Annotated in this window: 27 protein-coding genes; 5 read left to right on the top strand and 22 right to left on the bottom strand. The window is 61.9% G+C overall.

Features of this window, described 5'->3' with window-relative positions:
- Positions 1-2 precede the first annotated feature (2 nt).
- Positions 3-782: an ABC transporter ATP-binding protein gene (locus QX135_RS25135; RefSeq protein ID WP_315739035.1), complete on the bottom strand. Its 780-nt coding sequence runs from the start codon at positions 780-782 to the stop codon at positions 3-5.
- A 2-nt stretch (positions 783-784) separates the two neighbouring features.
- Entirely contained in the window at positions 785-1,921 is a 1,137-nt protein-coding gene (locus QX135_RS25130) for an MlaE family lipid ABC transporter permease subunit (protein WP_316180257.1), read from the bottom strand.
- Positions 1,922-2,352: 431 nt separating this feature from the next.
- On the opposite strand from QX135_RS25130, the gene QX135_RS25125 reads away from it, so the two are divergent.
- Positions 2,353-2,856, top strand: coding sequence for a phage holin family protein (locus QX135_RS25125; protein WP_315739039.1), 504 nt, complete (start codon positions 2,353-2,355; stop codon positions 2,854-2,856).
- Positions 2,857-2,899: 43 nt separating this feature from the next.
- Here QX135_RS25125 and QX135_RS25120 read toward each other — a convergent pair whose 3' ends face one another.
- Positions 2,900-5,593: a bifunctional acetate--CoA ligase family protein/GNAT family N-acetyltransferase gene (locus QX135_RS25120; RefSeq protein WP_316180254.1), complete on the bottom strand. Its 2,694-nt coding sequence runs from the start codon at positions 5,591-5,593 to the stop codon at positions 2,900-2,902.
- Between the two features lie 250 nt (positions 5,594-5,843).
- On the opposite strand from QX135_RS25120, the gene QX135_RS25115 reads away from it, so the two are divergent.
- Positions 5,844-6,833 carry a zinc-dependent alcohol dehydrogenase family protein gene (locus QX135_RS25115; protein WP_315756131.1) on the top strand — a complete coding sequence of 330 codons (990 nt, stop codon included), beginning with the start codon at positions 5,844-5,846 and terminating at the stop codon, positions 6,831-6,833.
- 22 nt (positions 6,834-6,855) lie between these two features.
- Positions 6,856-8,400 carry an AAA family ATPase gene (locus QX135_RS25110; protein WP_316180252.1) on the top strand — a complete coding sequence of 515 codons (1,545 nt, stop codon included), beginning with the start codon at positions 6,856-6,858 and terminating at the stop codon, positions 8,398-8,400.
- Between the two features lie 38 nt (positions 8,401-8,438).
- Here QX135_RS25110 and QX135_RS25105 read toward each other — a convergent pair whose 3' ends face one another.
- Entirely contained in the window at positions 8,439-10,112 is a 1,674-nt protein-coding gene (locus QX135_RS25105) for a PHA/PHB synthase family protein (RefSeq protein WP_410052079.1), read from the bottom strand.
- A gap of 209 nt (positions 10,113-10,321) precedes the next feature.
- Positions 10,322-10,684 (bottom strand): hypothetical protein, encoded by a 363-nt coding sequence (locus QX135_RS25100; RefSeq protein WP_315739043.1) that lies wholly within the window; start codon positions 10,682-10,684, stop codon positions 10,322-10,324.
- Between the two features lie 162 nt (positions 10,685-10,846).
- Here QX135_RS25100 and QX135_RS25095 point away from each other — a divergent pair, with 162 nt between their 5' ends.
- Entirely contained in the window at positions 10,847-11,575 is a 729-nt protein-coding gene (locus QX135_RS25095) for a CBS domain-containing protein (RefSeq protein WP_316180250.1), read from the top strand.
- Between the two features lie 58 nt (positions 11,576-11,633).
- On the opposite strand, the gene QX135_RS25090 is transcribed toward QX135_RS25095, so the two are convergent.
- From QX135_RS25090 to QX135_RS25065, 6 genes are all read right to left on the bottom strand, one after another.
- The gene (locus QX135_RS25090) at positions 11,634-12,896 is read right to left on the bottom strand and encodes a CoA transferase (RefSeq protein ID WP_316180248.1); all 1,263 of its coding nucleotides are present in this window, start codon (positions 12,894-12,896) and stop codon (positions 11,634-11,636) included.
- A gap of 194 nt (positions 12,897-13,090) precedes the next feature.
- Entirely contained in the window at positions 13,091-13,552 is a 462-nt protein-coding gene (locus QX135_RS25085) for a GNAT family N-acetyltransferase (protein ID WP_315756135.1), read from the bottom strand.
- A 4-nt stretch (positions 13,553-13,556) separates the two neighbouring features.
- Positions 13,557-13,856: a hypothetical protein gene (locus QX135_RS25080; protein WP_315739047.1), complete on the bottom strand. Its 300-nt coding sequence runs from the start codon at positions 13,854-13,856 to the stop codon at positions 13,557-13,559.
- Positions 13,853-14,236, bottom strand: a complete 384-nt coding sequence (locus QX135_RS25075; RefSeq protein WP_315739049.1) for a hypothetical protein — start codon at positions 14,234-14,236, stop codon at positions 13,853-13,855. The genes QX135_RS25080 and QX135_RS25075 overlap by 4 nt, the downstream gene beginning before the upstream one ends.
- Position 14,237: 1 nt before the next feature.
- Positions 14,238-14,480 carry a hypothetical protein gene (locus QX135_RS25070; protein ID WP_315812963.1) on the bottom strand — a complete coding sequence of 81 codons (243 nt, stop codon included), beginning with the start codon at positions 14,478-14,480 and terminating at the stop codon, positions 14,238-14,240.
- Between the two features lie 137 nt (positions 14,481-14,617).
- Positions 14,618-15,307: a hypothetical protein gene (locus tag QX135_RS25065; protein ID WP_316180244.1), complete on the bottom strand. Its 690-nt coding sequence runs from the start codon at positions 15,305-15,307 to the stop codon at positions 14,618-14,620.
- 138 nt (positions 15,308-15,445) lie between these two features.
- Here QX135_RS25065 and QX135_RS25060 point away from each other — a divergent pair, with 138 nt between their 5' ends.
- Positions 15,446-16,531 carry an acyltransferase gene (locus QX135_RS25060; protein ID WP_315796557.1) on the top strand — a complete coding sequence of 362 codons (1,086 nt, stop codon included), beginning with the start codon at positions 15,446-15,448 and terminating at the stop codon, positions 16,529-16,531.
- Positions 16,532-16,565: 34 nt separating this feature from the next.
- Here QX135_RS25060 and QX135_RS25055 read toward each other — a convergent pair whose 3' ends face one another.
- The 11 genes from QX135_RS25055 to QX135_RS25005 all read right to left on the bottom strand — a co-directional run bounded on the left by QX135_RS25055 (position 16,566) and on the right by QX135_RS25005 (position 26,696).
- On the bottom strand, positions 16,566-17,600 hold the full coding sequence (locus QX135_RS25055; protein ID WP_315796556.1) for a phage tail protein: 1,035 nt from the start codon (positions 17,598-17,600) through the stop codon (positions 16,566-16,568).
- A gap of 255 nt (positions 17,601-17,855) precedes the next feature.
- Positions 17,856-18,233, bottom strand: coding sequence for a hypothetical protein (locus tag QX135_RS25050; protein WP_316180242.1), 378 nt, complete (start codon positions 18,231-18,233; stop codon positions 17,856-17,858).
- Between the two features lie 153 nt (positions 18,234-18,386).
- Complete coding sequence (locus QX135_RS25045) at positions 18,387-19,472, bottom strand: hypothetical protein (RefSeq protein ID WP_316180240.1); 1,086 nt, start codon at positions 19,470-19,472, stop codon at positions 18,387-18,389.
- Between the two features lie 101 nt (positions 19,473-19,573).
- Positions 19,574-20,371, bottom strand: a complete 798-nt coding sequence (locus QX135_RS25040) for a tail fiber domain-containing protein (protein WP_316180238.1) — start codon at positions 20,369-20,371, stop codon at positions 19,574-19,576.
- 881 nt (positions 20,372-21,252) lie between these two features.
- On the bottom strand, positions 21,253-22,107 hold the full coding sequence (locus QX135_RS25035) for a hypothetical protein (protein ID WP_315739058.1): 855 nt from the start codon (positions 22,105-22,107) through the stop codon (positions 21,253-21,255).
- 195 nt (positions 22,108-22,302) lie between these two features.
- Entirely contained in the window at positions 22,303-22,728 is a 426-nt protein-coding gene (locus QX135_RS25030) for a hypothetical protein (protein ID WP_315739059.1), read from the bottom strand.
- Complete coding sequence (locus tag QX135_RS25025; protein WP_316180235.1) at positions 22,712-23,023, bottom strand: hypothetical protein; 312 nt, start codon at positions 23,021-23,023, stop codon at positions 22,712-22,714. Before QX135_RS25025 ends, QX135_RS25030 begins: the two co-directional genes overlap by 17 nt.
- Entirely contained in the window at positions 23,020-24,492 is a 1,473-nt protein-coding gene (locus QX135_RS25020) for a hypothetical protein (RefSeq protein ID WP_316180234.1), read from the bottom strand. Before QX135_RS25020 ends, QX135_RS25025 begins: the two co-directional genes overlap by 4 nt.
- A gap of 143 nt (positions 24,493-24,635) precedes the next feature.
- Positions 24,636-25,247, bottom strand: coding sequence for a hypothetical protein (locus tag QX135_RS25015; protein WP_316180232.1), 612 nt, complete (start codon positions 25,245-25,247; stop codon positions 24,636-24,638).
- The gene (locus QX135_RS25010; RefSeq protein WP_316180230.1) at positions 25,247-26,263 is read right to left on the bottom strand and encodes a hypothetical protein; all 1,017 of its coding nucleotides are present in this window, start codon (positions 26,261-26,263) and stop codon (positions 25,247-25,249) included. Before QX135_RS25010 ends, QX135_RS25015 begins: the two co-directional genes overlap by 1 nt.
- A 1-nt stretch (position 26,264) precedes the next feature.
- The gene (locus QX135_RS25005) at positions 26,265-26,696 is read right to left on the bottom strand and encodes a hypothetical protein (RefSeq protein ID WP_315777033.1); all 432 of its coding nucleotides are present in this window, start codon (positions 26,694-26,696) and stop codon (positions 26,265-26,267) included.
- Positions 26,697-26,709 lie beyond the last annotated feature (13 nt).

Here is a 26,709-nt window from a genome sequence, read left to right as displayed (position 1 = left end):
TTTCAACTCGCTTTTGGTTGCAGCATCTGGGATCGCTTGCCGTGAAAATAGGCTCTGACCCAAGGGTGTTCTGATCGAAGGAGATCGCTCATAGGGCCAATTGCCACGATCTTGCCGTCGGCCAAAGCAGCGACCCGGTCGCAGACCGTGTTCAGACTGGCGAGATCGTGCGTCACCATGAACACCGTCAATCCCAACGTCAGTTGGAGCGTCTTGATCAGGGCGTCGAAATCGCCGGCGGAAATCGGATCGAGGCCGGAGGTCGGCTCGTCAAGAAATACGATCGCCGGATCGAGAGCGAGCGCCCGCGCCAGCGCGGCGCGCTTCGTCATGCCGCCGGATAGTTCGGCTGGGAATTTATCACCGTCCTCTGCGCGAAGGCCGACCATTTCGAGCTTGGCTATCGCGATCTCATCCATCAAGCCCTGCGACATCTGCAGGCTCTCGCGCAGCGGAAATTGAACGTTCTGTTTGACCGTCAGTGACGAGAACAGGGCTCCCTGCTGGAACAGAATTCCCCAGCGCCTCGCCGCAGCCTGCGTCGTCCGCTCCTCGGCGCCACCAAGGGGTGTCCCCATGACCTCGATGGTCCCGCTGCGCCGAGGAATGAGGCCGATGATCGTCCGCATCAGGACGGATTTCCCGCCGCCTGACGCGCCAACCAAACCGAGAATCTCACCGCGACGAACGTCGAGCGAAAGATCGTTCAGAACGAGCTGCCGGCCGAACCCGACGACGAGATCGGTCACGCGGATCGCGCTGGACACTCCAAGATCATCCATTGCTACATTCCAATGGACGCAAAAAACACGGCGAACAGACCATCGAGCACGATGACCAGGAAAATGGATTTCACCACGGATGTCGTGGTTTGTTGCCCCAGCGATTCGGCACTACCTTTCACACGAAGTCCTTCACTGCAGGCAACAATGCCGATCACCAAGGCCATGAACGGGGCCTTCAATATTCCCACTTCGAAATGGGTGACCGAGATGGCATCGTGTAGCCGGGCGATGAAGATTGCCGGTCCCATGCCACCATAGAGCTGGGCCACCAGCCCTCCCCCATACAGGCCAGCCATCGAGCCGATGAAGGCGAGAATTGGCAAGGTCAAGATCAACGCAACGATGCGAGGCAGGATCAGCACCTCGACGGGATCCAGCCCCATCGTCACCAGCGCATCGATCTCCTCGCGCATCTTCATCGATCCAAGTTCCGCCGTGTAGGCGCTTCCCGATCGCCCTGCCACCATGATCGCGACGATCAGAACGCCAAGCTCGCGCAGGACCAGAATTCCCACCATATCGACCACGTAGGATTCGGCACCAAAACGTCGAAAATGGAAGATCCCCTGCTGGGCGATGATGGCGCCGATCAGGAAAGTGATCAACGCCACGATTGGAATAGCCTGCCATCCGATGCGGTACATCTGATAGACGAGGGAGGTCACGCGCAAAGATTGCGGCCGGCGTAGCGTCCGCAGCAGAGCAAAGGACAGCGCGGCCAACATGTCCAGGAACACTTTGACGTCCTGGGCTGCCCCCAGACTCGAACGACCGAGGTCCGTGAGTTTGGCGAGGACCGGATTCAGTCTCGGTGCCGGATCGACCGCTCGTCGATTGACCTGCCGGACCTCCTCGACCAGGCCGATGTAGTTTTCTGCTACCCCGGTCATCTCGACCCGACGACCGCCAGCGGCGGCACGGCGGCTGAGCTTCTCGAGCAACCAGGCACCGACGGTATCAATCTCGCTCACGGCACCGAGATCAAGCTTCACGGCTTTCGCGCTGTTGACCCTGGTGCCGGCAGAGCTGGTCAAACTCTCGAGCTCCGCCACGTTGAGGGACACCCATGATCCGCTCGGACGAAGCTCAAGCACATCCTCCGTCGTCGCGGCCGTCAGTCCCGGATGAGCACGCAATTGGATGTCTCCCTCAGTCGGCGTGCCGAGGCACACCCGTTCCTAAATCCGGCCGATCTGCCTCGCTTGATCTACGTCAATGCCGTCAGCGCAACGGGTTGAGCGAAATCAAGCATCACGCCGGACTGCGTTCTACAGTGATTTTGGCGCGAGGACAAAACATGGCTATCGACCCGACGACGCTCAGGACCGAGTTGGACAGCCTGACGCGTGAGCTAAGCCAGCTGTTGCGGGGCGCGGGGGCGCCGCGCGACAACCCGGACGCGCAACCAGCCGCCGGAATGCTCGCTGCAGCGATCGAGGCGCTGGGCATGCGTCTAAGTGAGACAGACGTTCAGGTAGAGCGGATGATCAGGGACCGTCCGATCGTGGCGACAGCTTCGGCGTTCGCCCTCGGTCTTGCCGTTGGCCTCCTACTGCGGAGAACTTAAGTGGATACCGAGAATGTCGTTAAACATTTGCGCCTTCTCTGGCGGACGGACCGGGTCATTGCCGACATCAGGCTCCGGCACCTGCTCGTCGGGCTCGGCCTCCGGGCCTTTGCGGCGCTGATTGCCGTCTTTGGCCTCCTGATGTTCGAGCTGGCGGCCTATCTTGCATTGGTCCAGATCACCTCCGCGGTGGTGGCAGCCGCAGCACTCGGAGCCTGCAATGTCGCGATTGCGGCGATCCTGCTGATCATCGCATCCCGTGCACCGTCCGGCAGGGAACTCGAACTAGCCAACGAGATTCACTCCTCGTCCATGGACTCGCTGCAGTTGGAAGCACGAGCTTTGCAAGCCCAGATCTCGAGCGTGGTCAACCATCCGCTCAACAGCCTCATTCCACTGCTCATCGTTCCCATTGCGACGATGATCATCAGAACTCTCCGCTCGCATGGCGGCTCCGAAGGCGAGGCGGCGAGCCCGCCGCCCAACGACCGCCGTGCGACTTGAACCCATCCTGCTGAATCAGGTGAGAGGCAATCGAAGCCTGAGCTCAAAGCCTGAGCTTGACGTTGCAGAGGTCGCGTTCGGTCGGATCGGTTTTGACCTCGAAACCGAGGTTCCTGCACATCTCCAGCATGACGACATTCTCCTGCAGCACGTCGCCGGAAATCATCTTCAGGCCTTCGGCCTTGGCGTATTCGATGATCAGCTGCATCAACGCCCAGCCGAGTCCGCGTCCCTTGAGATCCGACCGCAACAGGATCGCGTACTCCCCGCTCTCGTAAACCGAGTCGGAGTGAATCCTCACGACGCCGACCAGCTCGTTGGTCGCTTCATCGAGAGCCACAAAAGCCATCGCGCGCGCATAGTCGAGCTGTGTCAGGCGCGCGATGAACTCGTGCGTGAACTCCTTCATGGGGGCAAAGAATCGAAGACGCAGGTCTTCCGCGGTGACATGCTTGAGGAACTCATGAATGGTTGGCTCATCCTCGGGTCGGATCGGTCGCGCAAGGATTCGCCAGCCGTCCTTGACCTGGAGATGCCGTTCCCATTGGCTCGGATACGGCCGAACGGCGAAATTCGACGGACCAGAGCCTTTGAATTTCGGCGGAACCCTGCCGACGGCGACGCGCGCATCGACGGCCATGACGCCGCTCTCGTCCGCGAGCAGCGGATTGATATCGAGCTCGCGAATCTCGGGAACGTCTGCTGCAAGCTGCGCAAGCTTGACCAGCACCAGTGCGACTGCATCGGGCTTGACTGCCGGGACATCACGATAGGCGTGCAGCAATCGTGAGACGCGCGTCCGCTCGATGAGGTTGCGCGCCAGATGGAGATCGAGCGGAGGCAGACCGAGCGCTTTGTCGTTGATGATCTCGACGGCGGTACCGCCCCTGCCGAACACGATCACGGTTCCGAAGGTTGGATCGTCGGCAATGCCCATGATTAGCTCCCGCGCCTTGGCGCGGACGATCATGGCTTGCACGATCACGCCGGAAATCCGTGCGTCGGGCCGAACGGCCCTCGCGCGGGCCATGATCTCGTTCGCCGCGTTACGCACGGCCTCGGCCGTGGTCAGATTGAGCACGACACCGCCGACGTCGGACTTGTGAATGATGTCTCTCGACAAAATCTTGAGCACGACAGTTGTGCCCTGAGCGAACAACTGCTCCGCATAGCCGACCGCCTCGTCGACCGAAGACGCCGCGAACGTCGGCACCATCGCAATATCGTAGGCCTCCAGCAGGCGACTGATCTCGACCGGATCGAGCCAAGTTCTCCCGTCGGCGAGGGCCGTCGCTACAATTTTGCGGGCTGCCTCGACGTCGGGCGCAAAAGAGCTCGGCATGGCCGGCGGGACAGCGGCAAGCGATTCGACCACCTCCCGATGACGAACGAGATGCATGAAGCCACGAACGGCATCATCCTCGGTTGGGTAGTTCGGAATTCCTGCCCCGCTCAAGGTTTCGATGACCGGCTGCTCCGCACCGACCCATGCCGCCAGAACCGGCTTTGCCCAGCGCTGGTGCTGCTTTCGATAGGTCCTGACGAACTCGGTGACAGCCGTGGCAATGGCGCTCGCGGATGCAATCGCGGTCTGAACGTTCATGACGAGAACTGCATCGTTGGCTTGATCGGCGAGCAGCGCCTCGAGCGCGAGCGTGTAGCGTGTGGCATCGGCATCGCCGACGATGTCGACCGGGTTGGATCCGGACCAGGTCGGCGGCAGGATGGCATCGAGTTTGTCGTGGACGACCGGCGAAAGTGCGGCAGGCACGCCTCCGAGCTCGACCAGTCGATCCACGGCGAGCACGCCGATCCCGCCGCCATTCGTGAGAATGGCGAGCCTCTTGCCCATGGGCGACTCCACCCGCCCCAGCGTTTCGGCGCAGTCGAACAGCTCGCGCAGATCGGAGACCCGCAGAACGCCGGCCCGGCGAAAAGCCGCGTCGTAGACGGCATCCGCTCCCGCCAGCGCGCCCGTATGTGTCGCCGCAGCTCGCGCACCGACGGCACCGCGGCCCGATTTCACCACCACAACCGGCTTGACCCTTGCCGCCGCTCGCGCCGCGGACATGAACTTTCGAGCGTCCTTGACGGCTTCGATGTAGAGCAGGATCGCGCGGGTCCCACCGTCCAACGCGAAATGGTCCAGAAGATCTGCGAGATCGACGTCCAACTGGTCGCCGATCGAGACGATTCCGGAAAACCCAACACCGCGCTGAGCAGCCCAATCTACCATCCCCGCCGCGATAGCGCCGGACTGTGAAATGAGCGCCAGGCTGCCTACAACCGGCATGTGCGCCGAAAAGCTCGCATTGAGCTTGATGGTCGGCATCATGATGCCGAGACAGTTCGGTCCAATGAGACGCATGCCGTATTTCTGCGCTGCCTTCTCGGTCTGGTCGGCAAGCGACCCCTCTCCGTGTCCCAGACCCGAGGTAATGATCAGAGCTCCTGCCGTCCCCAACGCGCCTGCGCGATCGATGAGAGCCGGGATCGAAGGGGGGGGCGTCGTGATCACCACCAGTTCCGGCACGAACGCCAGTTCGGCGAGACTGCCAACGGCTGCGATATCGGATATCTCCCGATAGCGAGAATTGACCAGGCCAAGCTTGCCCTCGAACCGCGCCTTGACGATATTGTCGAGAATGGCCTTCCCTACCGAGTTCGGTCGCGGACTCCCTCCGATCAGAGCGATGGAGCGTGGCAAAAGCAGGTTCCGCAATCGGTAGGTCGACATTTGCACGTCCAACATCAGTTGGTGAAAGGCGGGTGAATCCCGAGGATTGATCTTAGTTTCAATCCGCAGCGGGTCTAGCGCGACTTATCATCCCAGCATAGTCACGGAGGCGATACCGCTCCGTTCCCTGACTGCACCTGCCGGCTCTGCTCGGTAGGCCGCAGTATTCGTACCAAGTCCTTGATGAGCATCAAACGATTGCCGGGCTGATTATCTTATTACCCTGCAACTTCGTCCGGGAGGCTCTCCGATGCGAGCGATGGTTCTGCGAAAGCCTGGAGCGCCTCTGCAGCCCGAGACGCTCGCGGACCCCGATCCTGGTCCCGGTGAGATCCGCGTCAAGGTCAGGGCATGCGGCGTGTGTCGCACTGACCTGCATGTGTACGACGGTGAGCTTCCCGACATTCGGTATCCGATCGTCCCCGGACACGAGATCGTCGGTCATGTCGACCAGATTGGTCCTGGTGTGACGACGCACAAGCTCGGCGCGCGCGTCGGAATTCCATGGCTGGGGCATACGTGCGGCCATTGCATGTTCTGCGCACGAGGTATGGAAAATCTCTGCGACCAGCCCACGTTTACCGGCTACACACGCAACGGCGGCTATGCAACCCACGCCGTCGTGGACGCAAATTTCGCATTCCCGCTCGACGGTTTGGAGGATGACATTGCCATCGCGCCGTTGCTGTGCGCCGGCCTGATCGGCTGGCGGTCTCTGGTCATGGCAGGGAAAGCCGAGAAGCTTGGCATCTACGGATTCGGCGCGGCCGGTCACATCGTTGCCCAGGTGGCCCGCTGGCAGGGGCGCCAGATCTACGCGTTCACCCGCGAGCACGACCAAGCTGCGCAGGATTTCGCGCGCCAACTTGGCGCCACATGGGCCGGAGCGGCAGGCCAGCGTCCCGATGTTGCTCTGGACGCGGCCATCATCTACGCGCCGGCTGGCGAGCTTGTTCCGGCCGCTCTGCGGGCTGTTCGGAAGGGTGGCCGGGTGGTCTGCGCAGGTATTCATATGAGCGACATTCCGACGTTCCCGTATTCCCTCCTCTGGGGAGAACGCCAGGTCGTGTCTGTCGCCAACCTGACGCGACAAGACGGTCTCGATTTCCTGCGGGTCGCGCAGCAGGCTCAAATACGGACCCATACGACGCCCTATCCGCTGTCCGACGCAAATGACGTTCTGGCCCGCCTGAGGCGGGGTGACGTCGTCGGCGCGGCGGTGCTTATCCCGGACTTTTGAAGTGAACGTGGCAACACCGCCCATGGCATCACCATCCGATCAGGAACTGGTCTTCTCCTTCTTGGGCAATACCACCCGACATCCAGGTGTCCGCCGGATCGACACGCACGCGGCTTCCGTGTTTCTGATCGGTGACCGCGCCCTGAAGATTAAGCGCGCCGTTCGGCTGCCATTTTTGGACTATTCGACGCTCGATCAGCGCAAGGCCGCGTGCGCAAAGGAAATCGAGATCAATCACCCGTTTGCTCCGGACATCTATCTGCGTGTCGTCGCCATCACCAAGGCGCCTGACGGATCATTCGTTGTCGATGGATCGGGCACTCCGGTCGAATATGCCGTCGAGATGCGTCGCTTCGATGACAGCCAGACGCTTGATCATCTTTCTCGCCGCCAGCAGCTGGACGCCGGAATGGGCGAGCGTCTGGCAGAGACGATCGCAGCGTCGCATGCAGTCGCCGTTCGGAGCTCCTCCAATGGGTGGACGGAGTCCATTCCGATTTGGATCGACGCATTCGTCGCCAGCTTTCGGACAGTCTCGCGATTTGGCGAAACGGAGGTCGAAGAACTCCGCGTCCTTTGCCACTCGGCCTTCGCACGTCTCCGACCCCTGCTCGAGCAACGTGCAAATGAGGGGCACGTGAAACGCTGCCATGGCGACCTCCATCTGGCCAACATCGTCCTCATTGACGACAAGCCGGTGCTGTTCGACGCCATCGAGTTCGACGACCGGATAGCCACGATCGACGTCCTCTACGATCTCGCCTTTCCACTGATGGACCTCTTGCACTTCGAGCAGCCGGTCGCCGCCAACCGTCTCTTGAACCGCTACCTCTCGACCGCAGCGCCTGACCAGACCGGAGGATTGGCTGCTCTGCCTCTGTTCACGACGATCCGGGCCGCCATCCGTGCGCAAGTCTTTGTCGCAAGGCGCGACCGCGGTGATGCCGAACACTCGGACGCTGATCGCTCCGCAACGATCGAGACCGCAGAGAGCTACTTTCAACTTGCACGCAGCCTGATCCGGCCGGCAGAGCCGAGGATGATCGCGGTCGGAGGCCTGTCGGGAACGGGAAAATCTGCGCTCGCCCAGGCTCTCGCTCCTCTCTTGGTGCCTCCACCGGGAGCAATCGTGTTGCGCAGCGACGTGCTACGCAAGCAACTGTCTGGCGTGAAGGAAACCGAACGCCTCCCGGCTGCAGCCTATACGCCGGAATCGAGTGCTCGGGTCTATCGAGAGTTGACGACGCTGGCCGGCCGCGTGCTCTCACAAGGCTTCACGGTGATCGTCGACGCCGTGTTTGCACGTCCGGATGAACGACAGGAGATCCATGATCTCGCGAAGCGGCTGAAGGTGCCCTTTGCCGGCCTCTTCCTCGTCGCAGATTTGCGCAGCCGGCAGGAGCGGATTCGCCATCGAGTCGCCGATGCGTCCGATGCAACGGTCGGGGTTGCCGAGGATCAGGAACACTACGATATCGGCGGTCTCGATTGGCTCCAGGTCGATGCGTCAGGCACGGCTGAGACGACATTGGACCGAAGCCTTTCATTGCTCCGGACCAGCGCCTGAGTCCGGTGGGATGGCCCCCTGGCCGCAACGCGCGGCGATCACGTGTGCACGTAGTCGCCCGGCGCGTCTCCGAGATCATTCGAACGATCTGTCCCGAGTTGCGGCGGTGCGCCCGGCGCTCCCGATTGCTGTCCGAGCCACTCTGTCCAGGCCGGCCACCACGATCCCTCCAGCTTTGGCGATGTGCCCTGCCACTCGTCGGGTCCGAGATATGGAGCGTCGGCAGCCTTGGTTCGCAACTGATGGGAGTGCCCCTGCTCGCCCGGCGGCGCCACGATGCCGGCATTATGGCCGCCGCTGGCGAGCACGAAAGTGACGTCAGCATCAACCTCGTAGTGGACCTTGTACGTCGACTTCCAAGGCGCAACGTGATCACGCAGCGTCCCGACGACGAACATCGGCGTGTGGATATCCGAGAGCGAAACAGGCTTCCCTTCGACCCGATACCGCCCCTCGGCGAGATCGTTGTTCAGGAACAGCTTGCGCAGATATTCGGAGTGCATCCGATACGGTAGCCGCGTCGCATCTGCGTTCCATGCCATCAAGTCGCTCGGGTTTGCGCGCTCGCCGAGAAGATAGTCGCGCGAGACACGAGACCAGATCAGATCGTTGGAGCGCAGCAATTGAAATGCGCCCGCCATCTGGGTGGTGTCGAGATATCCACGCTCCCACATCATGTCTTCGAGAAAGGCGACCTGGCTTTCATTGATGAAGAGCGTCAGCTCTCCCGCTTCCGTGAAATCGGTCTGGGCCGCAAACAGCGTGATTGTCTTCAGGCGCTGGTCGCCATCGCGTGCCATGGCCGCCGCCGTGATCGAAAGAAGCGTTCCCCCGAGACAATAGCCTGCGGCATGGACCAGCGTATTCGGAATGATCGTTCCGATCATGTCCAGGGCAGCCATGACGCCCAGCGAGCGGTAGTCGTCGAACGCAAGATCCCGGTCTTCCGCTCCGGGGTTTCGCCAGGAGATCATGAAAACCGTAAAGCCCTGGTCGGTCAGGTATCGGACCAGCGAATTGTGCGGCGACAGATCCAGGATGTAATATTTCATGATCCAAGCCGGTACGATCAGGACCGGCTCTGGTCGCACCTTCTCGGTCGTCGGCGCGTATTGAATCAGCTCAATCAACTGATTGCGAAGCACAACCTTGCCCGGCGCGGCCGCGACAGTCTTGCCGACGACGAACTCGCCATTGATCGGTATCTTCCCCGGCTGCATCACCTGCATGAGATCGGCGAGCCAGTTCTGCCAGCCGAAGATCAGGTTCTCGCCACCGCTTTGAAACGTCTTCTCCAACACTTCCGGGTTGGTCGCTGCAAAGTTCGATGGCGCGAAGATGTCGAGCAGTTGACGAATTGAAAAGTCGACGACGGCTTCGTTGGCGGGGTCGACACCACGAATGCCGGTCGTCGCCTTGTGCCACCAATCTTCCCCGAGCAAAAACGCCTGGGCGAACAAGTTGAACGGGTGCGTCGCCCATTGCGGCTTGGAAAAGCGATGATCGTTGGCCTGCGGTTTGATCAGGTCCCAAGGACTGCGATTCGGGTCTGCAAACTGCAATGACCGTTCAGCGACCTGCTTAGCGCCGTGCCAAGCATCTCGGACGATTTCGATCTGACGCTGAGGCGCAGCCGCCAGATGGCACACCCAATCCAGATACGCCATTGATAGAGCGGCCGGGGAAATTCCACCGGTGAGCCGGGCCAGCATCGCGCTGAAGGCCTTGTCCAGCTCGTGATCCTCGCGTCGAAGCTCCCCGGAGGTCGCGTCGGCTTCTCGGGAGAGCAACTTTGCGCCGGGTGCGGCGAGCGCACCCTCCGGCTTCAAAGAGGTATCTGCAGAGACAACGGCACTGCTCCGGTCGTTAACGGTCGTTTCCTCGCGTTCCCGTCGATCGGGACGCGACGCCCCCGCACTCTTCAGTTTCGCCACCGTTGCCCCATGAGATTCACGCTAGCATCAATCAGGCGCTGCCCGTGCTTGAAGAGTCGATCGCAATCCCGCCTGACGAAATCAATCTGATGCCGTCCACATTCCTGGACCATCGCCTGGATTCCCTTCACGGAATGCACGCCAGCCAGCTTCGACACGAACTCGGCCAGCAGATGCGTCTCCGTACGCGCGCGATCCAGCACTTCGTTGCTGGCAAACAGAACCTCCTCCATGACGATCTGCTGGGAACCAACGAGCAGCTCGAGTGCGTGCTTGTTGGAGAGAGCGACACGTTCGGACAGTTCGGCCGTTTCGTCGGCCAGGACCTTGGTCCCGGAGAACTCGGACATGGGCACCTTCTCCTCTCGCTAGATCAAAATGCCTTATAGCTGCATTTCAATGCCAGGACCTTGAGCTGCGTCAATGACGCGGCCGCACCTCCTTTGACCTGCGTCAATTCAAGACCGTGGCGGCGGATTACGTTTTCTCAGCCTTTGACATTGGAGTTCGCCATGCGCGCCCACCAGATCATGACCCGTCCCGTCATCACCGTCACCCCTGACACTTCCATCGTGGATGCGGCAAATATCATGCTTCAACGGCACGTCAGCGGCCTTCCCGTGGTTGATTCCGGCGGAAAACTCGTGGGCGTCGTCTCGGAAGGCGATTTCATCCGCCGATCCGAGATCGGCACAGGGCGTAAGCGCGGCCGTTGGCTGCGCTTCATTCTCGGGCCCGGGAAGTCGGCCGCCGACTTCGTCCACGAGCATGGTCGCAAAGTGTCAGAGGTAATGACCAAGTCTCCCCTGACGATCACCGAAGACGCCGCGCTGGCGGAGATCGTGGAACTGATGGAAAAGAACCACGTGAAGCGGTTGCCCGTGGTCAAGGGAGACCTGGTCATCGGCATCGTGTCACGGGCGAACCTGCTGCAAGCGGTCGCCGCGCTCGGGCGGCAGGTCCCGGATCCGACGGCGGATGACGATCACATCCGCAACCGTGTGATCGACGCTCTCGAGAAGAACGACTGGTGCCCGTTCGGATTGTCCGTCATCGTCAAGGACGGCATCGTTCATCTGAGCGGCGTCATTACCGAAGAGCGCTCGCGGCAGGCGGCAATCGTTGCCACCGAGAACATCTCTGGTGTCAAGAAGGTGCATGATCATCTGTGCTGGGTTGACACCATGTCGGGCATGTACCTGAACTCACCGGAAGACGACGAGATGGCCAAAGCCGGCTGATGGCTGCTGAGGACGCTGCCGCTCTTCCTGCCTCGTGTCCGGCACCAGTGACGATGCCTTAGGTTCCCGGATTGTTGCGTCCGAACGCCCCCGCCCAACGCAGGGCTTCGATCTCCTGCTCAGTGTACCCAAGCCTGTGGCGCAGGATCGCGGTCGTGTGCTCACCGAGCCGCGGCGCCGCCGTCGGCTCGACGGTCGGCGTGAGCTTCATGGCGATTGCCGGCTCGATGTTGGGTATCGAGCCTGCCGTCGGGTGCGGAATACGACAGGTGCGGTCGCGCATCCGGACCTCGGCCGCGTTGAACGCCTGCTCGACCGTACGAACGTGTCCAACCGGAACTCCAGCCTGGTTCATCCGAGAGGTCCAGACATCCATCCGTTCCGTGGCGAGGATGTCGGCGATGAGGCCGCGCAGCTGCGCACGGTTGACCCATCTCGCCCTTCGCGTGGCGAAGCGGGGATCGCTCAGGAGATCCGGACGACCAAGCACCTCCGTCGCCAGCCGGCGGTAGATCCGATCGTTGGCACATGCGATGTAGAGCGGACCATCTGACGCTTCAAAGACGCCGACCGTCGGAGAGTCGTTCGGCGAATTGCCCGTCCGCGTGGGGTTCACGCCGTTCATCAAATACGCCATTCCGGAGAAGCCGGTCATCGCCAAGGCGATGTCAAACAGCGCCACCTCGACGTGCTGCCCGCGACCGAGCCGCTGCCGGGCGGCGAGTGCCAATAGGATGGCATTGCAGGCGGACATGCCGGTGGCCAGATCAACGATCGGAGGACCGGTCCGCACCGGCGGACCATCGGCGAAACCGTTGAGGGACATGAACCCGCTTTCCGCCTGGGTGATTGGATCGAACCCTGATCGCCACGCGAATGGACCGGAGCGTCCGTAGGCCGAGATCGAGCAATAGATCAGCCCGGGATTGGTGCCGGACAGTGTCTGATAGTCCAGCCCGAACCTCTCCATGACGGACGACGAGAAATTCTCCACGACGATGTCGGCCTTGGCGATCAGCGCACGCGCGACGTCTCTGGCCTGCGGTATCGTGAGATCCAACACCATGCCGCGCTTGTTCCGATTGAGACTGAGGAACGCTGCGCTCTCTCCGCCGAGCTCAGCGTGCTCGTATGCGCGGGTATCGTCTCCCGTGAGCGGCTGCTCGATCTTGATCACCTCGGCGCCGAAATCGGCCAGCGTCTGTGTGCACGCCGGCCCTGCGACGACACGCGTGAAATCGATCACCAGCAGACCAGCCAGCGCGGTTGGCGCGTCAGGCGGCCGTGGCGCACGCTCTGGCAGGGTGACCTCGGCCGGCATCCCAGAGTCCTTCCCGCTGCTTTGATCGTCTGAAGCGATCTTCCATTCACTGCCCGGCGTGGCATTGTCTCCAACGTCCGACAATGCATGGTTAGCTCAACGGCAGCCGCAAAAAAAGCCCGGGTCGGAGCTGTCGAGCCGGCCCAATTCTGCTGCAGCGCAATGCAAATCTGCATGAGGCATCGATCGACAGCTCACCGCCCGATCATCTTGCGCCAATAGAGCGAGTTCACCCAGGCCCAGGGCCGGACCGGTTGGAACAGCACATATCCACACCGAATGAAATTGTTCGCGGATACGATGTTGCAAGTCGTATCCGAAACGATGCAATCCAGGCCCGAGCGACGCGCGCGCTGCTCGATCACACGCATCAGCCGTCGCTGCAGGCCGTAACCACACCGCTCTTGGAGAACGCCAACCCTCGAAAGATAGGCTATGCCCTTGCCGAGGGATGACGGCATCATTCCGGCAAAGGCGACGGGCCGTCCGAGCTCGGTCGATATCCACCATTGTCCGCTCTCGAAATCGGGCAGAGGTGCGCAATCGAGGAATGTGCGCGCATGGAGCTCCTTCAAGGTGTCGAGGACGTCAGGCTCGCAAGCGTCGACCTCTCTGATGCGGAAGCGGCGGCCTCGCCGCGAGATCCAGGCTGGCACGGCATCACCTTCCGAGCACGACTTTGATGCCGAGCCAGATCGCACCGATCAGACCGGTCGCGATGACCGTGATGACGGCCTTGAACGTATAGCTCTGGGCCTGCTCCACGCTCTTGCGCCAGCGCCGCAGGTGCTGGAAATCGGCTCTCAGCTCCTTCCGATCCTCCTCCTCGATGCCGAACGAGGTGAGAATGGTCGCGATCGCTCTCATCACGACGGCATCGATCTCGTCGCGCTGAAGCTGGCTCTGCTTGGCCAGGGTCTCGGCGACGACGGCCGTGATTTCGTCATGGCTGATGTTCATCGCCTGATGATCCTCGCTACATTTTCGAAGCCGCGCTTGGCAAAATAGAAGGAGATGACGAGATTCGCGGTCGTCGACGCGAAGCCCGCGAGCGGATCCGTCGAGCCGAGTCCGAGCACTTTGTCCCACACCAGCAGCTTGGCAAAGTAGATCGAGACGCAGTAGCCGATGAGCTTGTCCGGCTCGTACCAGCAGCCGATTTCCGCCGCACGCAGCCGAAGCTGCGCGTCGCTTTCCGAGACCTGCGCGGCGATCTCCGTCGCCGCGAGGTCTGCCGCGATCTTTGCATCCGCGTTGCCCGCCCTCAGCTTCGCCTGGTAGGCGTCGATCAGCCCCTTGATCACGGGCCCGCCCAGAAAGCCCAGAATGCTCATCCACATGTCACGATGCCCTCTTGAGCGAACGCAGCCGTGCGAGAATCGTGATCAGCGAGATCGCGAGAAAAATCCGGCCGACGGCACGGGTATCGCCGACGGCGGCGCTGATCTGATCCTTCAGGCTCGGGTCCCCGAGAGCGTCGCTGACGTTGTCGACGATCGACATCAGAAACCCGACGACCGCCAGCACGTAACCCCAGGCGATCGTCAGCGAATGACGACACGCAGCCTTGACTTTCGTCCACATGATGAATCCTTTCCAAAAAATTGCGCAGACGCGCCGCCGGCTCTCGCGAGCCGCGCTCGGTGCCCCGCAGATCGTTGTGTCTTGGCCGAGATCGACCGTCCGTCGGTACGCCGGCCAGGAGCACGAGGCTGCGCCGGTCAGCGATTGCCCAGAAGGCGTTTCACCAGGGCAGCAAAAAGGGCCCCAATGGAGCCCTTTGCCGGATGCCTGATCGATGCGGGAGTCGGCGCCGGAGGCCAGGTGTCGGGCGGCCGCTCCGTCTCCACAAGGCCGGTCGGGAAGCTGATGGTCGCATCGATCTGCATCATGGTCTTGAGCAGCCCGGCGCAACCCGGCTGCCGGTCGACCGCCTGGGGATCGTAGACTCCGTCACGGACATACTTGCCGGCACGATATTGATCGGTCCCGGCCCAGACATAGGGAGACGGCACGCCCCGGCGCGCGTAGCCCAGCCCATTATACTGCTCGAGAAGCGTCAACGCGCCGCCAATCGACCAGTCCCGCCACCGCGCCGCATGCGGCGCGCAATTGACGAGCGCGTCGACTGCGGCGTCCTCCCACGAGGCGAACGGTCCTCGTCCCGCAGGCACGTGGACGGACACTCGGTCCCAGGGATCCCCCTGCGCCAGCGACCGGGCCCAGCTCTGCGACGATTCGCGCTCGTGGATGACGGCGATGATCGGCCAGGGGACGCCGGTCGCGGCCTCGACCACTTGGTAGCGTCTCCGGGCGGCAACAAGGCGGCGGGCTGTGGCATCCAATGAGCGGGTTAGGTTGGCTCTCTCCCACCGGCGGGCGTTGGCATCGACTATAGAATTCAGGTCCATCGGGGGGCGTTCCTTCACAAAAAAGCCGCTAAGGCTAGCGGCTTCCGTCTTGCTACACACCGGGTTGCGTGATTGTGTCGTCGCTCGCATGCCTCGGCGGCGGGCCAGTCGCCACCTTAGAAACGCGTGAGAGCCACCTTGGTCATTCCAGATCGCAAACCGTACCTGGACGGTCTACGCGGGGTCGCGGCCGTGGTCGTCTTCATTGGCCACCTGCTTCTCTCTCTTTTCGGCGCCTTCTGGATCTTCAACGGTCGCGCGGCCGTATGCGTTTTTTTCGTCCTGAGTGGATACGTGTTGGCCGATATGATTGCTCGCTCAAGAATGAGCCTGCCAGCGCAGGTTTTGCGACGCTATCTTCGCTTGGCTGGCCCCATGCTCCTCACATCAGCGTTCGCCTGGGGACTTCTCGCAGTTGGCGCCTATCGAAATGCTGAAGCCGCTGCGGTCACGGGATCGCAATGGCTCGCACTCTGGTACCAATTCGAGCCGTCGTTCACGACGATGGTATGGGAGGCTGTTTACGGTGCCTTCATTACCGGCACGTCCGCTTACAACTCGAACCTTTGGACGATGCGTCCGGAGTTGATTGGCAGCGTCTTCGTATTCGTTATCGGCTCCTTCTCGATGACGAGAATATGGAGGGCCATCTTTTACATCGCCCTGGCCATCTGGTTCTGGTCTGATTACTTGATGCTGTTCTCGGTGGGCGCGCTGTTTTTCGATTTCAACCCCGAGCTTTGCCGACTGATGAGATCGACTGTACTACGCGTGGTATCACTTGTAGCTGGGCTGTTCTTCTTCATTGCAACCGAACGAATACTGAATCGTCTGAATTTTCCTCACGTAGATATGATGAAGTGGCAGATGCTTTCAGCAGTCTTGATCGTAGCCGTGGTCCTGACTTGGCCGCTTGTGCAGCGCTTGATCGGCGGCGCGCTAGGTCGGACGTTGGGCCGCATCTCATTCACGCTCTACCTAATCCATCTTCCGATCATCTGCAGCATGACGAGCTGGCTCGTCATCACGCTCCCGCCCTCCGTTGCTACCCCGGCTTCCGTTGCCCTTACCATCGTCTGCGTTTTCGGCGCATCCCTCCTGCTGAGCCGACTGGTTGATCAATGGCCAACCATGATTTCCCGAGCTGCGGGAACCACTATCGACGCCATTGTCAAGTCGACACGAGCTAGATTTAGACAGCGCTACACCGCCATCATAGACTAGCATAGTCACCGCGCGTGGCCGCGCCCACCATATATCAGATGACCCGCATGATGCGATTGCAGAGAATAGTAGGTTGAACGAGATTGTGAGACAATCCGCCTGTATTGTTCGAGGTTACGTTGATTTGGTTGGCGCCTGAGAGCGAGTTGACGCCTGCCCAGCTTGCGCTGCTAGAATTTGCAGAATAGGGCCCGCCAGAGCCGAACGCCGCGACGCCGCCCTGGACATTTACCGCGGCTGTCGTAACGGGAATTCCGGTAAGCCCGTTTTGTGATTGAACCGTGATGTTATTCGATGCGCCGGACGCAATGCCCGTCGGCAACTCCGAAAGCGTCAGAGTATGCGCATCTTCTCCTCCAGCTCCACCTAGGCTATGGCGAACACCGGCTAGTGCTCCTGATGCCAACCGGTTAGCCGAAGATCCGCCCATGTTGTCTGGGCAGGCCGTCGCACGGCCGCGGAGGTCTGGCAGGTTGAAGGTGGTTGACCCATCACCCGAACCATAGTTGATGCCAATCAGTGTAAACAGGGTGGCGTAGGTCGTGCGGCTGATCGCCTGGCCGTAGGGGAACGCAAACGAGCTGTTCGGGCTGCTCCCCGCCCAGTATTCGAGTGTTGCCCCGAGCGGAATGTTATGCGGATTACCGTAAAATCCATGCAGGTAGAAGCTGCTATCCGTGTGATTGTACACGGCGACGTAGGGCGTCCCCTGGATGATCGTTCCGGCCAGAAGATCGGCATTGGGCGCGCTGCGCAGCGGCTTGGCACCAAGCGAATCGACGTTGAGCGTCACCGGTGCGCCATTGGTGACGTGCGGCGTGAACGCGATGATCTGGCCGTTGAGATGCGGCAACGAATCGAATTGCTGATTGCTCGTTACGGCATAGGCTGTGCTCGTACCGCTCGTCGCGATCGCCCCCGCAATGTCGTCGCGATATTTTGCGGTCGCAGCCATCATGGCCCGAGCGGAATCGTTGATGCTCGACGGGACCTGTCCTTCGGACCAGTTGATCGTCGGATCGGCCGTGGCATCAGCCGATGCGGTCTGCGACCATCGATAAAGTGTCATTCTGCTCCTCACATGAAAAAGGCAGCCACGCGGGCTGCCGGGGACTTGTTTCTCGCTCCTCGATGCGGGCACATCGCGGCTCCTGCCGATGATCGATCACGCGTGCATGGCTAAGTTTCTCGCCGAAGCGTCAAATATTGCTCGCAGGCACAGGACGGCGTCCTGGCGATCAGCAGATTGCGGATCACCCCCTTGGGCACTCCGGGGCTCTCTCTTGCGATCGCGTCGACACGAGTCTGCACGACGCGCTCGATCTCACCCCGAAGCTCCTGAATCCTGTCTTCGATGGTCGGATTGCTGCGATTCTGCTTCATCGGTCTGATCCTCCTTCATCGTACGCTCCGCGGATCGGAGCCGTGCGAGTATCTTGTTTGCATGCGCGAGGGCGTGCTGCGTGCGTCTCAAGCTCTTCTCGCGCCTCGTCTCGTGATCCGCGATGAAGCGCTTCAGATCGTGCGGCAAAAGCCTGAAGCGCTCCTTCCAGGGACCCGGCCAGGATTGCGGGGGCGATAGGTTGGCGATGTCGTCGACGACGATCGCGACCGACGCTCCCGCTGTGGGATCAGCCAGCCCCAACGCGACATGAGTTCTGGAGATGTCGAGAATCGCCTCCCAGAGTTGCTCCGCACCCATGCCGGCGTGCTCGCGGGCGAAGCGGGCGACCGCCGCCGGCGAGGCCGGGCAGAACGTCTCGTGCTCCCGCTCACACCAGCGTGCGAACAGCGGAGCGCGCTGCCTGCGCGCCTCGGCAAGCGCAGCCAGAACGGGGTTTGTCATCGACCGGCCTCACGGCCGCCTGGACATGCGGGCCTGATAGAGGGCGACCGCGTCCTTCAGATCACCCGACGATGTCAGGCGGGCGTTGAGCGCCCGCAGATCCGTCCGTCCCCGCTCCCCCGACGAGACTGAGACCCCCGGCCGCACCACGGGCGGGACAGCCTTCGTCACCGCAGCGTCCTTTGCCCGCATCATCAGGCGATATCGCGCCGCATCGTACATCATCCGCTGGAACGTGGCGTGGCGCATCAACGGCTCGGTCTGGAACAGCCGGTTGAGTTCGGACGCCGGGATCCCGCTCTCCTTTGCCGACGCCACGATCTCTGCGGCAACGGCCTGGCGCATGGCGCGCGGCTCGCTCTTCAGCATGCCCTCGAGCCGGTCGTCCTGCTCCTGCGCGAAGGACTGGAAGCTCCGCTGAGCTACTTCGGCGTGTTGGCGCTGCGCCTCGGCCTGCTGTGCCAACAACTGATCCGACATCGCGACAGCCGCCTGGATGCGCCCGAACCTTCCGGGATCCTCGCGCGACATCCGTTCGAGCGCGGCGGGGACCTGCTCCGCGGGCATGCCGGCAAATTCAGGAAACTGGCTGAGGAAGCTCGCCTGGGCAATCTGAACGGCCGATGCCAGGCCTTCTCGGTAGGATTGGCGGGCCTGCTCTGCTTCGCCGATCTTCTCCTCGATCGCCTGCAGCACCTGCGGATGCTGCAGGGCTCTCTCCAACTCCGGCGCAAGCCGCGACGAAGCATCGTGCTGCGTCGAGCCGGTCTCGGCAGTGGACTCGGCTTCGCCCGAAGCCGGCTCGAAACCGTCGGGCTCACCATTTGCCGGCGAACCCAAGTGGTCGCTCGAATCGGAATCCGGCGTCCCGCGAGATGCCTCACCCACCTCAGCGGCCCGGACGCGCGCGTGATCACGCGCCGCGCGTTCGAGCGTGACCGACTCGCCGCGATCGACCAGGTTGCCGGCTTCGTCGACATACTCCCGGACCATCACCGGCGAACGGGGATCGGTGCGCTGCTCGGCAGCGTCGCGCAGCGACGCAACGTCGCCGCCGAGCGCCTCGCGCTCCGGCCGCTCCTCCGGATCCGGCATCGGCCGATAGCCGGCATTCTCCAGCTCGAATGCTGCACCCGTTACGAGATGCTCTGATTCATCTGACATTCACGACCGCTCCCTCAAGACGCTGCACCGAACTACTTCTTGCCGAACGCGCCGCTGAACGGCTGGAGAAGACTGCCGATGCCGCCGGCGATCTTCGCAAACTGGTCGGCACCGGACATCTCCTGTGTTCCCGTCATGGTGCCGTTGGTCTGCTGACCGAGCTGTGCGATCGGCGTTCCGATCTGCGCCAGCAGTCCGAGCGCCTGCACCGGGATGCCGCGACGCTGCGCCTCCTCCGCCAATGTGGCATTGGCGCCATAATTCTGCGCATCGAGCGCGGCCTGTGACGCCGTCAGCCCCTGCCCCTGGTTGGTGAGGTACTGCTGCTGCATGCCGCCCAGCATGTTGGCTGTCGTGTTGCCGGCGCCGTACAGCGCATTGGCCGCGCTCAGCTGGTTCTGGACGTCCTGGTTGTACTGGGCCGCGATCACAGGCGCTTCCGCCGCCGCCACGCCGCGGCCATACGCCATCTGGTTGGCGCCGCTGAAATCGCGTCCGGCGGCCGCGAACTGGCCGTTGATGGAGGTGCCGACGTCGTTCTGGAGCTGCGCCAGTTGCGCCGCCAGCGCAGGATTGTTGCCGATCATGCTGCCATTGGCGTAGGGCGTCAGCTGGCCCTGCAACGTCTGCAGATTGGCCTGGGCAGCCGGCGCCTGCGCCTGTGCGTTGCCGCCATTGAGCAGCGACTGCGCATAGGCCCCGATACCGCCGGCATAGGGATTGCCCAACGCCGCATTCTGCTTGAGCGTATCGAGCGCGCCGGTCTCGGCGCTGGTCAGCACGGTATTGTTCAGGCCGTTGCCGACCTGAGACAGGATGTTCTGCAACATCGGCTGCGCCGGCTGCCACGGCTGCGTCTGGGATTGTTGAGTCTGGGTGCTGGATGATTGTCCGCCCATTGGGCACGTTCCTTGATTTGACAATGCTAAGAGTTGGCGCAACTGCAAGATCGCAGTCCTCGAACAAGGCGTCGCCGTGAGCAAGTCTGCGATCCGTCCGGAGGAGGCAGCGGCACACGGAGAGTTCAGTCGTCCTCGTGCAGATCAACGTTACTCAACGCGCGATCTCAAGAAGCGCTTCTGCGGCTTCGATGGTTCTTCGCTTGAACCCGTTTGCGATGCCCGGGTCGGATGACCCTGATCGGCCTGCTGTGCGGCAGCAAGTCTCATGTCCGGATCAAGTCCGGTGCGACTGGCATCTTTTCTCAATGCCGACTGTGAGGTCTGCTGAAATGGCCGTTGGTCCAGAAGATTGTTTCCGAGCAGATAATCAAACAGCCAGTCGCGGATCGGCCTTCCAGGGATGGGTGACGGTGCGGGAACTGGTGCCGGAATAGGAGGAAAACCCGGGCTAGGATTGCCGGGTGCCGGATATTTCAACGATGGCGGCAGGCCCGGCTGTGATGGATCTTCGAACCAGGAGGGCAATCTTGGTGGCGAGCTTGGCGTCCTCGACCCTGGCAGCGGAATACCCTGGAAAGGACGGGTATAATCTCTGCCATCAAGATAACGTCTCCAATCAGGCACACGCAATACTTCTGGCTCGATCCCCTCACGCACTATATTTGGCCAATCACTTGATTTCTCTCTTGGATTTCCCACCATATCTTCATTCCCCGAGGTAAAAAAAAGCGCGCCACGTCAGCGCGCCGTCAACTATCAAGGCTTTTTCGGGTGTCAGAACAGCTCGGCTGACATTTCGGAAAGAGCCCTCATGGATCGTAAACAACTCGAGCACGGAGCCGCAATCGCTCGGCAAGAGCCGCAACTTCCTCCTGGCTATCGGGATAGCGTTCGTAAACGATCTTGGTCTTGACTGAACTTTGTTGATAGCGAGGATGCCATGTCCACATCAGACCAGTTGTCTCGGTCGCCCTTTTCCAATCGATATTCCTTAGAGCTCTCCTGATAAATGTACTCTCCGGCGGTTCCTCGAAATTATCATTGACGCGCCGTACGCTCATGAATCCCAGCCTCAGTTCATAGATTGGACCTGGCGTCCGCAGAAGCGGTTTCCCACAGGGGCCGATGTCAAGGCGTGGCAAACCTTCGTCGAGTGCATTCCGAAGACCTAAGCAGAATCCGTCCACCACCAAAGGTCCCCATGCAACCAACGCATCTTTCAGTATAATCGTCATCCCGGAGGCAACCACGATATAACTGGCGCACCCAAGCAAGCAGTAGCTACGAACTACGACGGTCGCATTCCGACCACGTAGGCGCTCCGCAAGCTCCATCATTGCAACGTCGTCACCACCAAAACTGCGGATAACGACTAGTCCGCCGACTTGCAATTCGTCGACGAGCGACAGATCCTGATGGGCATAGAGATGGCCGTCAAAGCAAAGAATCCGCTGATCCGGCGAAAGTGCCAGCGGACCCGCGACTTCGCGAGCGCAGTATTCTGCAGCAGCGCGATAAGGGCTGAAGTCAATCTGCTCGGCACGAGTCGAGTCCATTCTCATCGTGAGTGCCAGCGCCACGAGAGCGGCTTTTGCTCCCGACTGCACAAAGCCTGCTAAGACTCTTGCTGTTTTGGTGCGATCTGCACTTGTCTGATAAAACATGCGTTTTGTCCGGCAACTGCGCAATTTGGGGACGCAACATGCCCTCTGAATTAAAAAGGAACATATCAAGAACATCCTGTCAAGTGCAAAGGTCGCCTTTGCGCGTGCCGGGGGCAGAGCTGATTTTATCCGTGATAGGATCATCTTGTCTGATCAGCGTATGAAAAGCGCTATCGAGACCATCAACGCTGATTATCACCTCAACTCCTTCTGGATAATCACATGCGTGTGCCGATAGTCGGCGAGCGCGCGCAGCCAGCCTTTACGGCCGTAGATGCGCATGCCGCGACAGCTTTCTGTCTTCGCGTAAGTTTCGATGCCGCCGATCAGCGGGAGCCAACGGTATCGCCCCCTGCCCTCACAGGCGACGATGACGCACACTTTGCCGGCGTCCGTCAGTTCGAGCCGTGTCGTGGCCACCGCATCGATCGCGATTATGTCGCCCTCCTGGCTCAGCGCCAGCCACAACAGCGCGCGGCCGTCGAGAACGTCGCGCTCCACATCGGCGAAGGCAGACAGACCGGTCCGCAGGATCGCCCGCCGCAGCCGCGGCGCGACCTTGGGCCAGATAAGTCCAACCTGACCGGGATCGACGCAGGCGAGTTCAGCCGAGCAATGCATAGAGAAACGTCCGCGCCGCCGCGCTGTTGGCGTGCGTGAGCGTGAACGATCCGTTGGTCACGGCGCTGACATGGATGGTGCCGTTGCCGAGCTCCACCGCGGCGCCGGGGCTCGCCGCCGTCAGAATCGGGGTCGACGCGGCAGAGCAGTTCATGTCGGCAACCACGGTGGTCGCGCCCCCCGGCAATAGGGTGACGCTGCCGACAGCGTTGGATCGCCCGGCGGCGAGCTGCTGCAGCGCCAGGATGATCTTCTTGAGATCGGTCTCGGTGATACCAGGAACATAGGCTGTCATAGCGTGCCGCTCGGGGTGAGGTCAGGCACAACGCCTGCACAGAAGCTCCATGACGCGTCGGCCGGAATCCGGACCTTGAAGCGGGCATAGCGCGTGTCCTTGCGAAGGTCGCAGCGACCCGTCCGCGTGTTGACCGACACCTCTACCCCTGCGGCGGCGGCCGCCGATGGCCTGTCGCGCGAGGAGACCGATCCGAACAGCGTCGTCGCGTCGGTGACCGGCCGAAAGCCACGGATCATGATCCGGCTGTCGTCGGTGCCCTGCTCTGCGCTCTCCATCGTCGCCTCGAGATTGTTGCCACGGAAGAAGCCCAGCACATGATTTGCGGAGAACTGCGCGATCTCCGGCTGGACGGCCGTCGCGTAGGCGTCGAGGCTCAAGGTCATCGCGTCGATCGACGACGAGATGCTGTCGAGATTCTCGAGCGTGAGGCCCGTCTGCGACATGCCGAGCAGGTATTCGCCGGTTGCCGCGATCGAAAAGAAGCGGTCGAGCAGGAAATCGTAGCCCAACAGCTTGTCATAGGTGCCGATCGCGCCGGAAATCGACCTGTAGGACCAGAACACCCGCGTCGAGCGCGGATCTGCCGCCCCGATCAGCAATTGCAAATTGCCCTTGTCGAGATCGGCAAGGAATGTGCGGTCGACCTTCTCGCGGCCGATCGGCTGCGGCAGGCCGCCGGGCTCGATCTTGTGAAAGCCCTGGCCGGCATAGAAGAAGATCCGCTCGCCGGCACGGATGATCGAGTACGGCGCATAGAGACCCTTCTCCTGGGTGATGCGATCGATCTGGAAGATGATCGGCGATCCCGGGACGTAGGACATGCGCCGGATCGCCTGGTCCTGGAAGATGATCCCGGCTTCCCCGCCGGCCACGCCGCGGACGATGCCGCCGTCCGGAAAGTCCTGATGATCGGACCCTGCCGTGAGGCCATCCCAAGACGTCGCCGAATTGAAGTTGTTGAGACCCGACCATTGGATGCGATAGGGCGTCGAAAGCAGGCCGGAGAGCACCAGGAAGCGTCCGACCACGCTGATATAGGCGGCCTGCGGCGGCGAGCCCAGGGCATTGTCGAACGCGGTCGACGACGTCAGATCGAACACCTGCAGCAGCGCATTCGCCTGCGTGGCGAACACGAGATTACCGGTCTGTGCGAACTGCCACTGCGCTGCCGCGGAGAGCTGCGAATAGCTGGCGCCGCCCCTCGAGACATCCAGCCAGGTGAAGTCCGTGTTGTTGAGGCGGTAGAGCTTCGTCGCGGTCGCGGCGAAGGTCACGACGGTGCCGTCCGATTTCAAGGCGTAGAAGGCACCGCGACACGGCTCAGGCAGAGCGGACGTGTAGGCCGAGAAGGACGGAAAGGGGCCATAGCCGTCGCCACGAGGCACGACGTTCTGGATGTTCCTGGTGGCCTGACCTTCGTAATCGCTCACGTCGGGCCGATATTCGCCAAAGGCAAGAAGAGGCATGTCACCTCCGATCATCGATTGCCGCCGGCGGACCTCCGCCGCGGTCAAGAGGAAGCAGAAAAGATCAGTGACGCCGATGGTGCCCGGGCCTTCAAACGGCTGCACGCATCAGGCTCGAACAGATGACGACCAAGACGAGGACATCAATCGCGCGTCCAGGGCGGCGTCGAAGGAGACACCGAATTCCACGAGATCGACGATGCCGAAACACCCAGCCAATGGTCGGCCACAGCTGGCGCCGGCAACCAGGCCTGCTCAGGATCGGCGCGGCGGCCCCAACCGATCGTCCCCACGCCGAGAGGATACCAGGCCTCGAAGCCGCGCCCGTAGCCGACGTCGTATCCGACGAGCTGATATGAGGTCTTCTCGCCGGTCATTGCGCCGAGGAAGGCCGATGATTGGCCGCTGACGATATGAGCCCGCCCCGCGGCCTGCATCATGCCGACCGTCGCGATGGAGCTCCCCGCCGCGACGAAATCGCCGCCGGCGGCGAAAGCACCGAACGAATACAGGACCGTGGTGCCCGCCGTCAGCCAGCCGTTCTGCGCACTGAGAAGACCGATGCGCGCAGCCGCCGAGCCGCCGGCATAGACGAGCGACGCGGTGATCTGAGTGAGCGCAGACTGGAAGCTGGTTGCACGACCTGCAAGCGTGACGGCGGCCGGACTCGCAAGGAAGATCGTATTCGTTGCGGAGCCGCGCGGGAGTTGCGCGATCGCCAGACTACCGACGGCGTCGAATCCGAGCAGTGACATCAGTAGTACTCGTCGATGATGATGATGCCGGAGCCACCGGCGCCGCCAGTCGTGCCGTTCGCCCCCGCAGAACCGCCGCTGCCCGCTGCGCCGACCGAATACGCGTATGTCGCGGCCGGAGCAGAAATGTACTTCTCCACGTATCCTCCGGCGCCGCCGCCGGCAGCACCGCGCCCGCCCGAACCGCCGTCAGTGCCTCCGCCTCCTCCGCCGCCGCTGCCGCTATTTGGCGCCGCGGCACTTCCTGCAGAGCCAATCCATCCGCCTGCTCCACAGCCGCCGAATGCAGAGTTAGCGCCATTCCTTCCTTGAAGCACCGCGCCTGTCGAACCGCCCGCACCATCGGTTGGCGTGCTGTGACCACCTCTAATATTGAGGTCACCGCCCGTCGCACCTCCACCACTCGCGTAAGCGTTGCCGTACGGGCCGCCGTTTGCTCCTCCCGAGGCGGTCAGGAACGACGAGCCGAACGTCGTGTCACCGCCGACACCACCAAATGTCGCTCCCGTCGTGCCGCCGCCACCCCCACCGCCTCCGCCGCCGACCATGCGGACCAGCAGCGCCTTGCATCCGGCTTTGAGGGTGTAGGTGCCAGATCCTGAAGTCAGGACGGAGCGCGTCCAATTGCCGGGGCCTGCAGCCGCGGCGATATTGCTCCGCGCCTGCGCCTGCTGCGTGCTGGTGAAGGCGTTGGCCTCCTCGATCGAAATGAGATCCTCCTTCAGCGCGACGATCGCGACTTGCGGCGCAGCGGAAAAATTGACCTTCGCCGTCGTGCCGGCCGAGGTGAACAGGATCGTCGTCCGAGCCAATGTGCCGGTCGAAGAGGCGTAGGCGCCCTCGCCAACTTCCCATTGCGTCAGGTCGGCACTCTCGGCTCTGTATTTGTACAGCCGGCCATTGACCGCGCCGGCCGCGGCCGGGCTCTGATAGCCCTGGACGGCCGCGGCATAGGTCCAGTCCGTCGTGCCGCCGGCTGTGGGCAGGAACCTGCAGATGTCGAGAAAAGCTGCCATGTCAGGTGATCGTCAGGATGCCGTTCACCTGGTCGAGGTCGACCGTGAACGTGTTGCCGTTGGTCAGGGTGACGGAGGTGCCGTAATCCCACCAGCCGATCAGTGGCTTGGTCGCCGATGTCGCGTTGTAGAGCACGGCGTACTGAAAAGGCCCGATCGAGCCACCGGCCGCGGTCCACGACGGATCGCTGCCGCCGATGAAGCGGAAGGTGCCGGAGGTCTGCCCGCCGGTGATCGCGCCGATCGAGACGCCACCTGCCGTGTAGCCATTCCCCGTCGCCAGGTCGGCCGGCGTGTTGTAGACCGTATTGGTTGCGACCGGCGCCGTGCTGGTGAGATAGATCTTGTAGACATGCGATGTCCCGGTGAGCATGTCGTGCAGGGCATGTGCGACATCCTGAACGAAACAATTGAATTTGTTGAAGGCAGCCATGTGATCCTCTGTG

Origin of the sequence: Bradyrhizobium sp. SZCCHNR1098 (genome assembly GCF_032489375.1) — a bacterium.
Taxonomy (GTDB): Bacteria; Pseudomonadota; Alphaproteobacteria; order Rhizobiales; family Xanthobacteraceae; genus Bradyrhizobium.
This window is presented reverse-complemented; position numbering and strand designations above follow the sequence as displayed.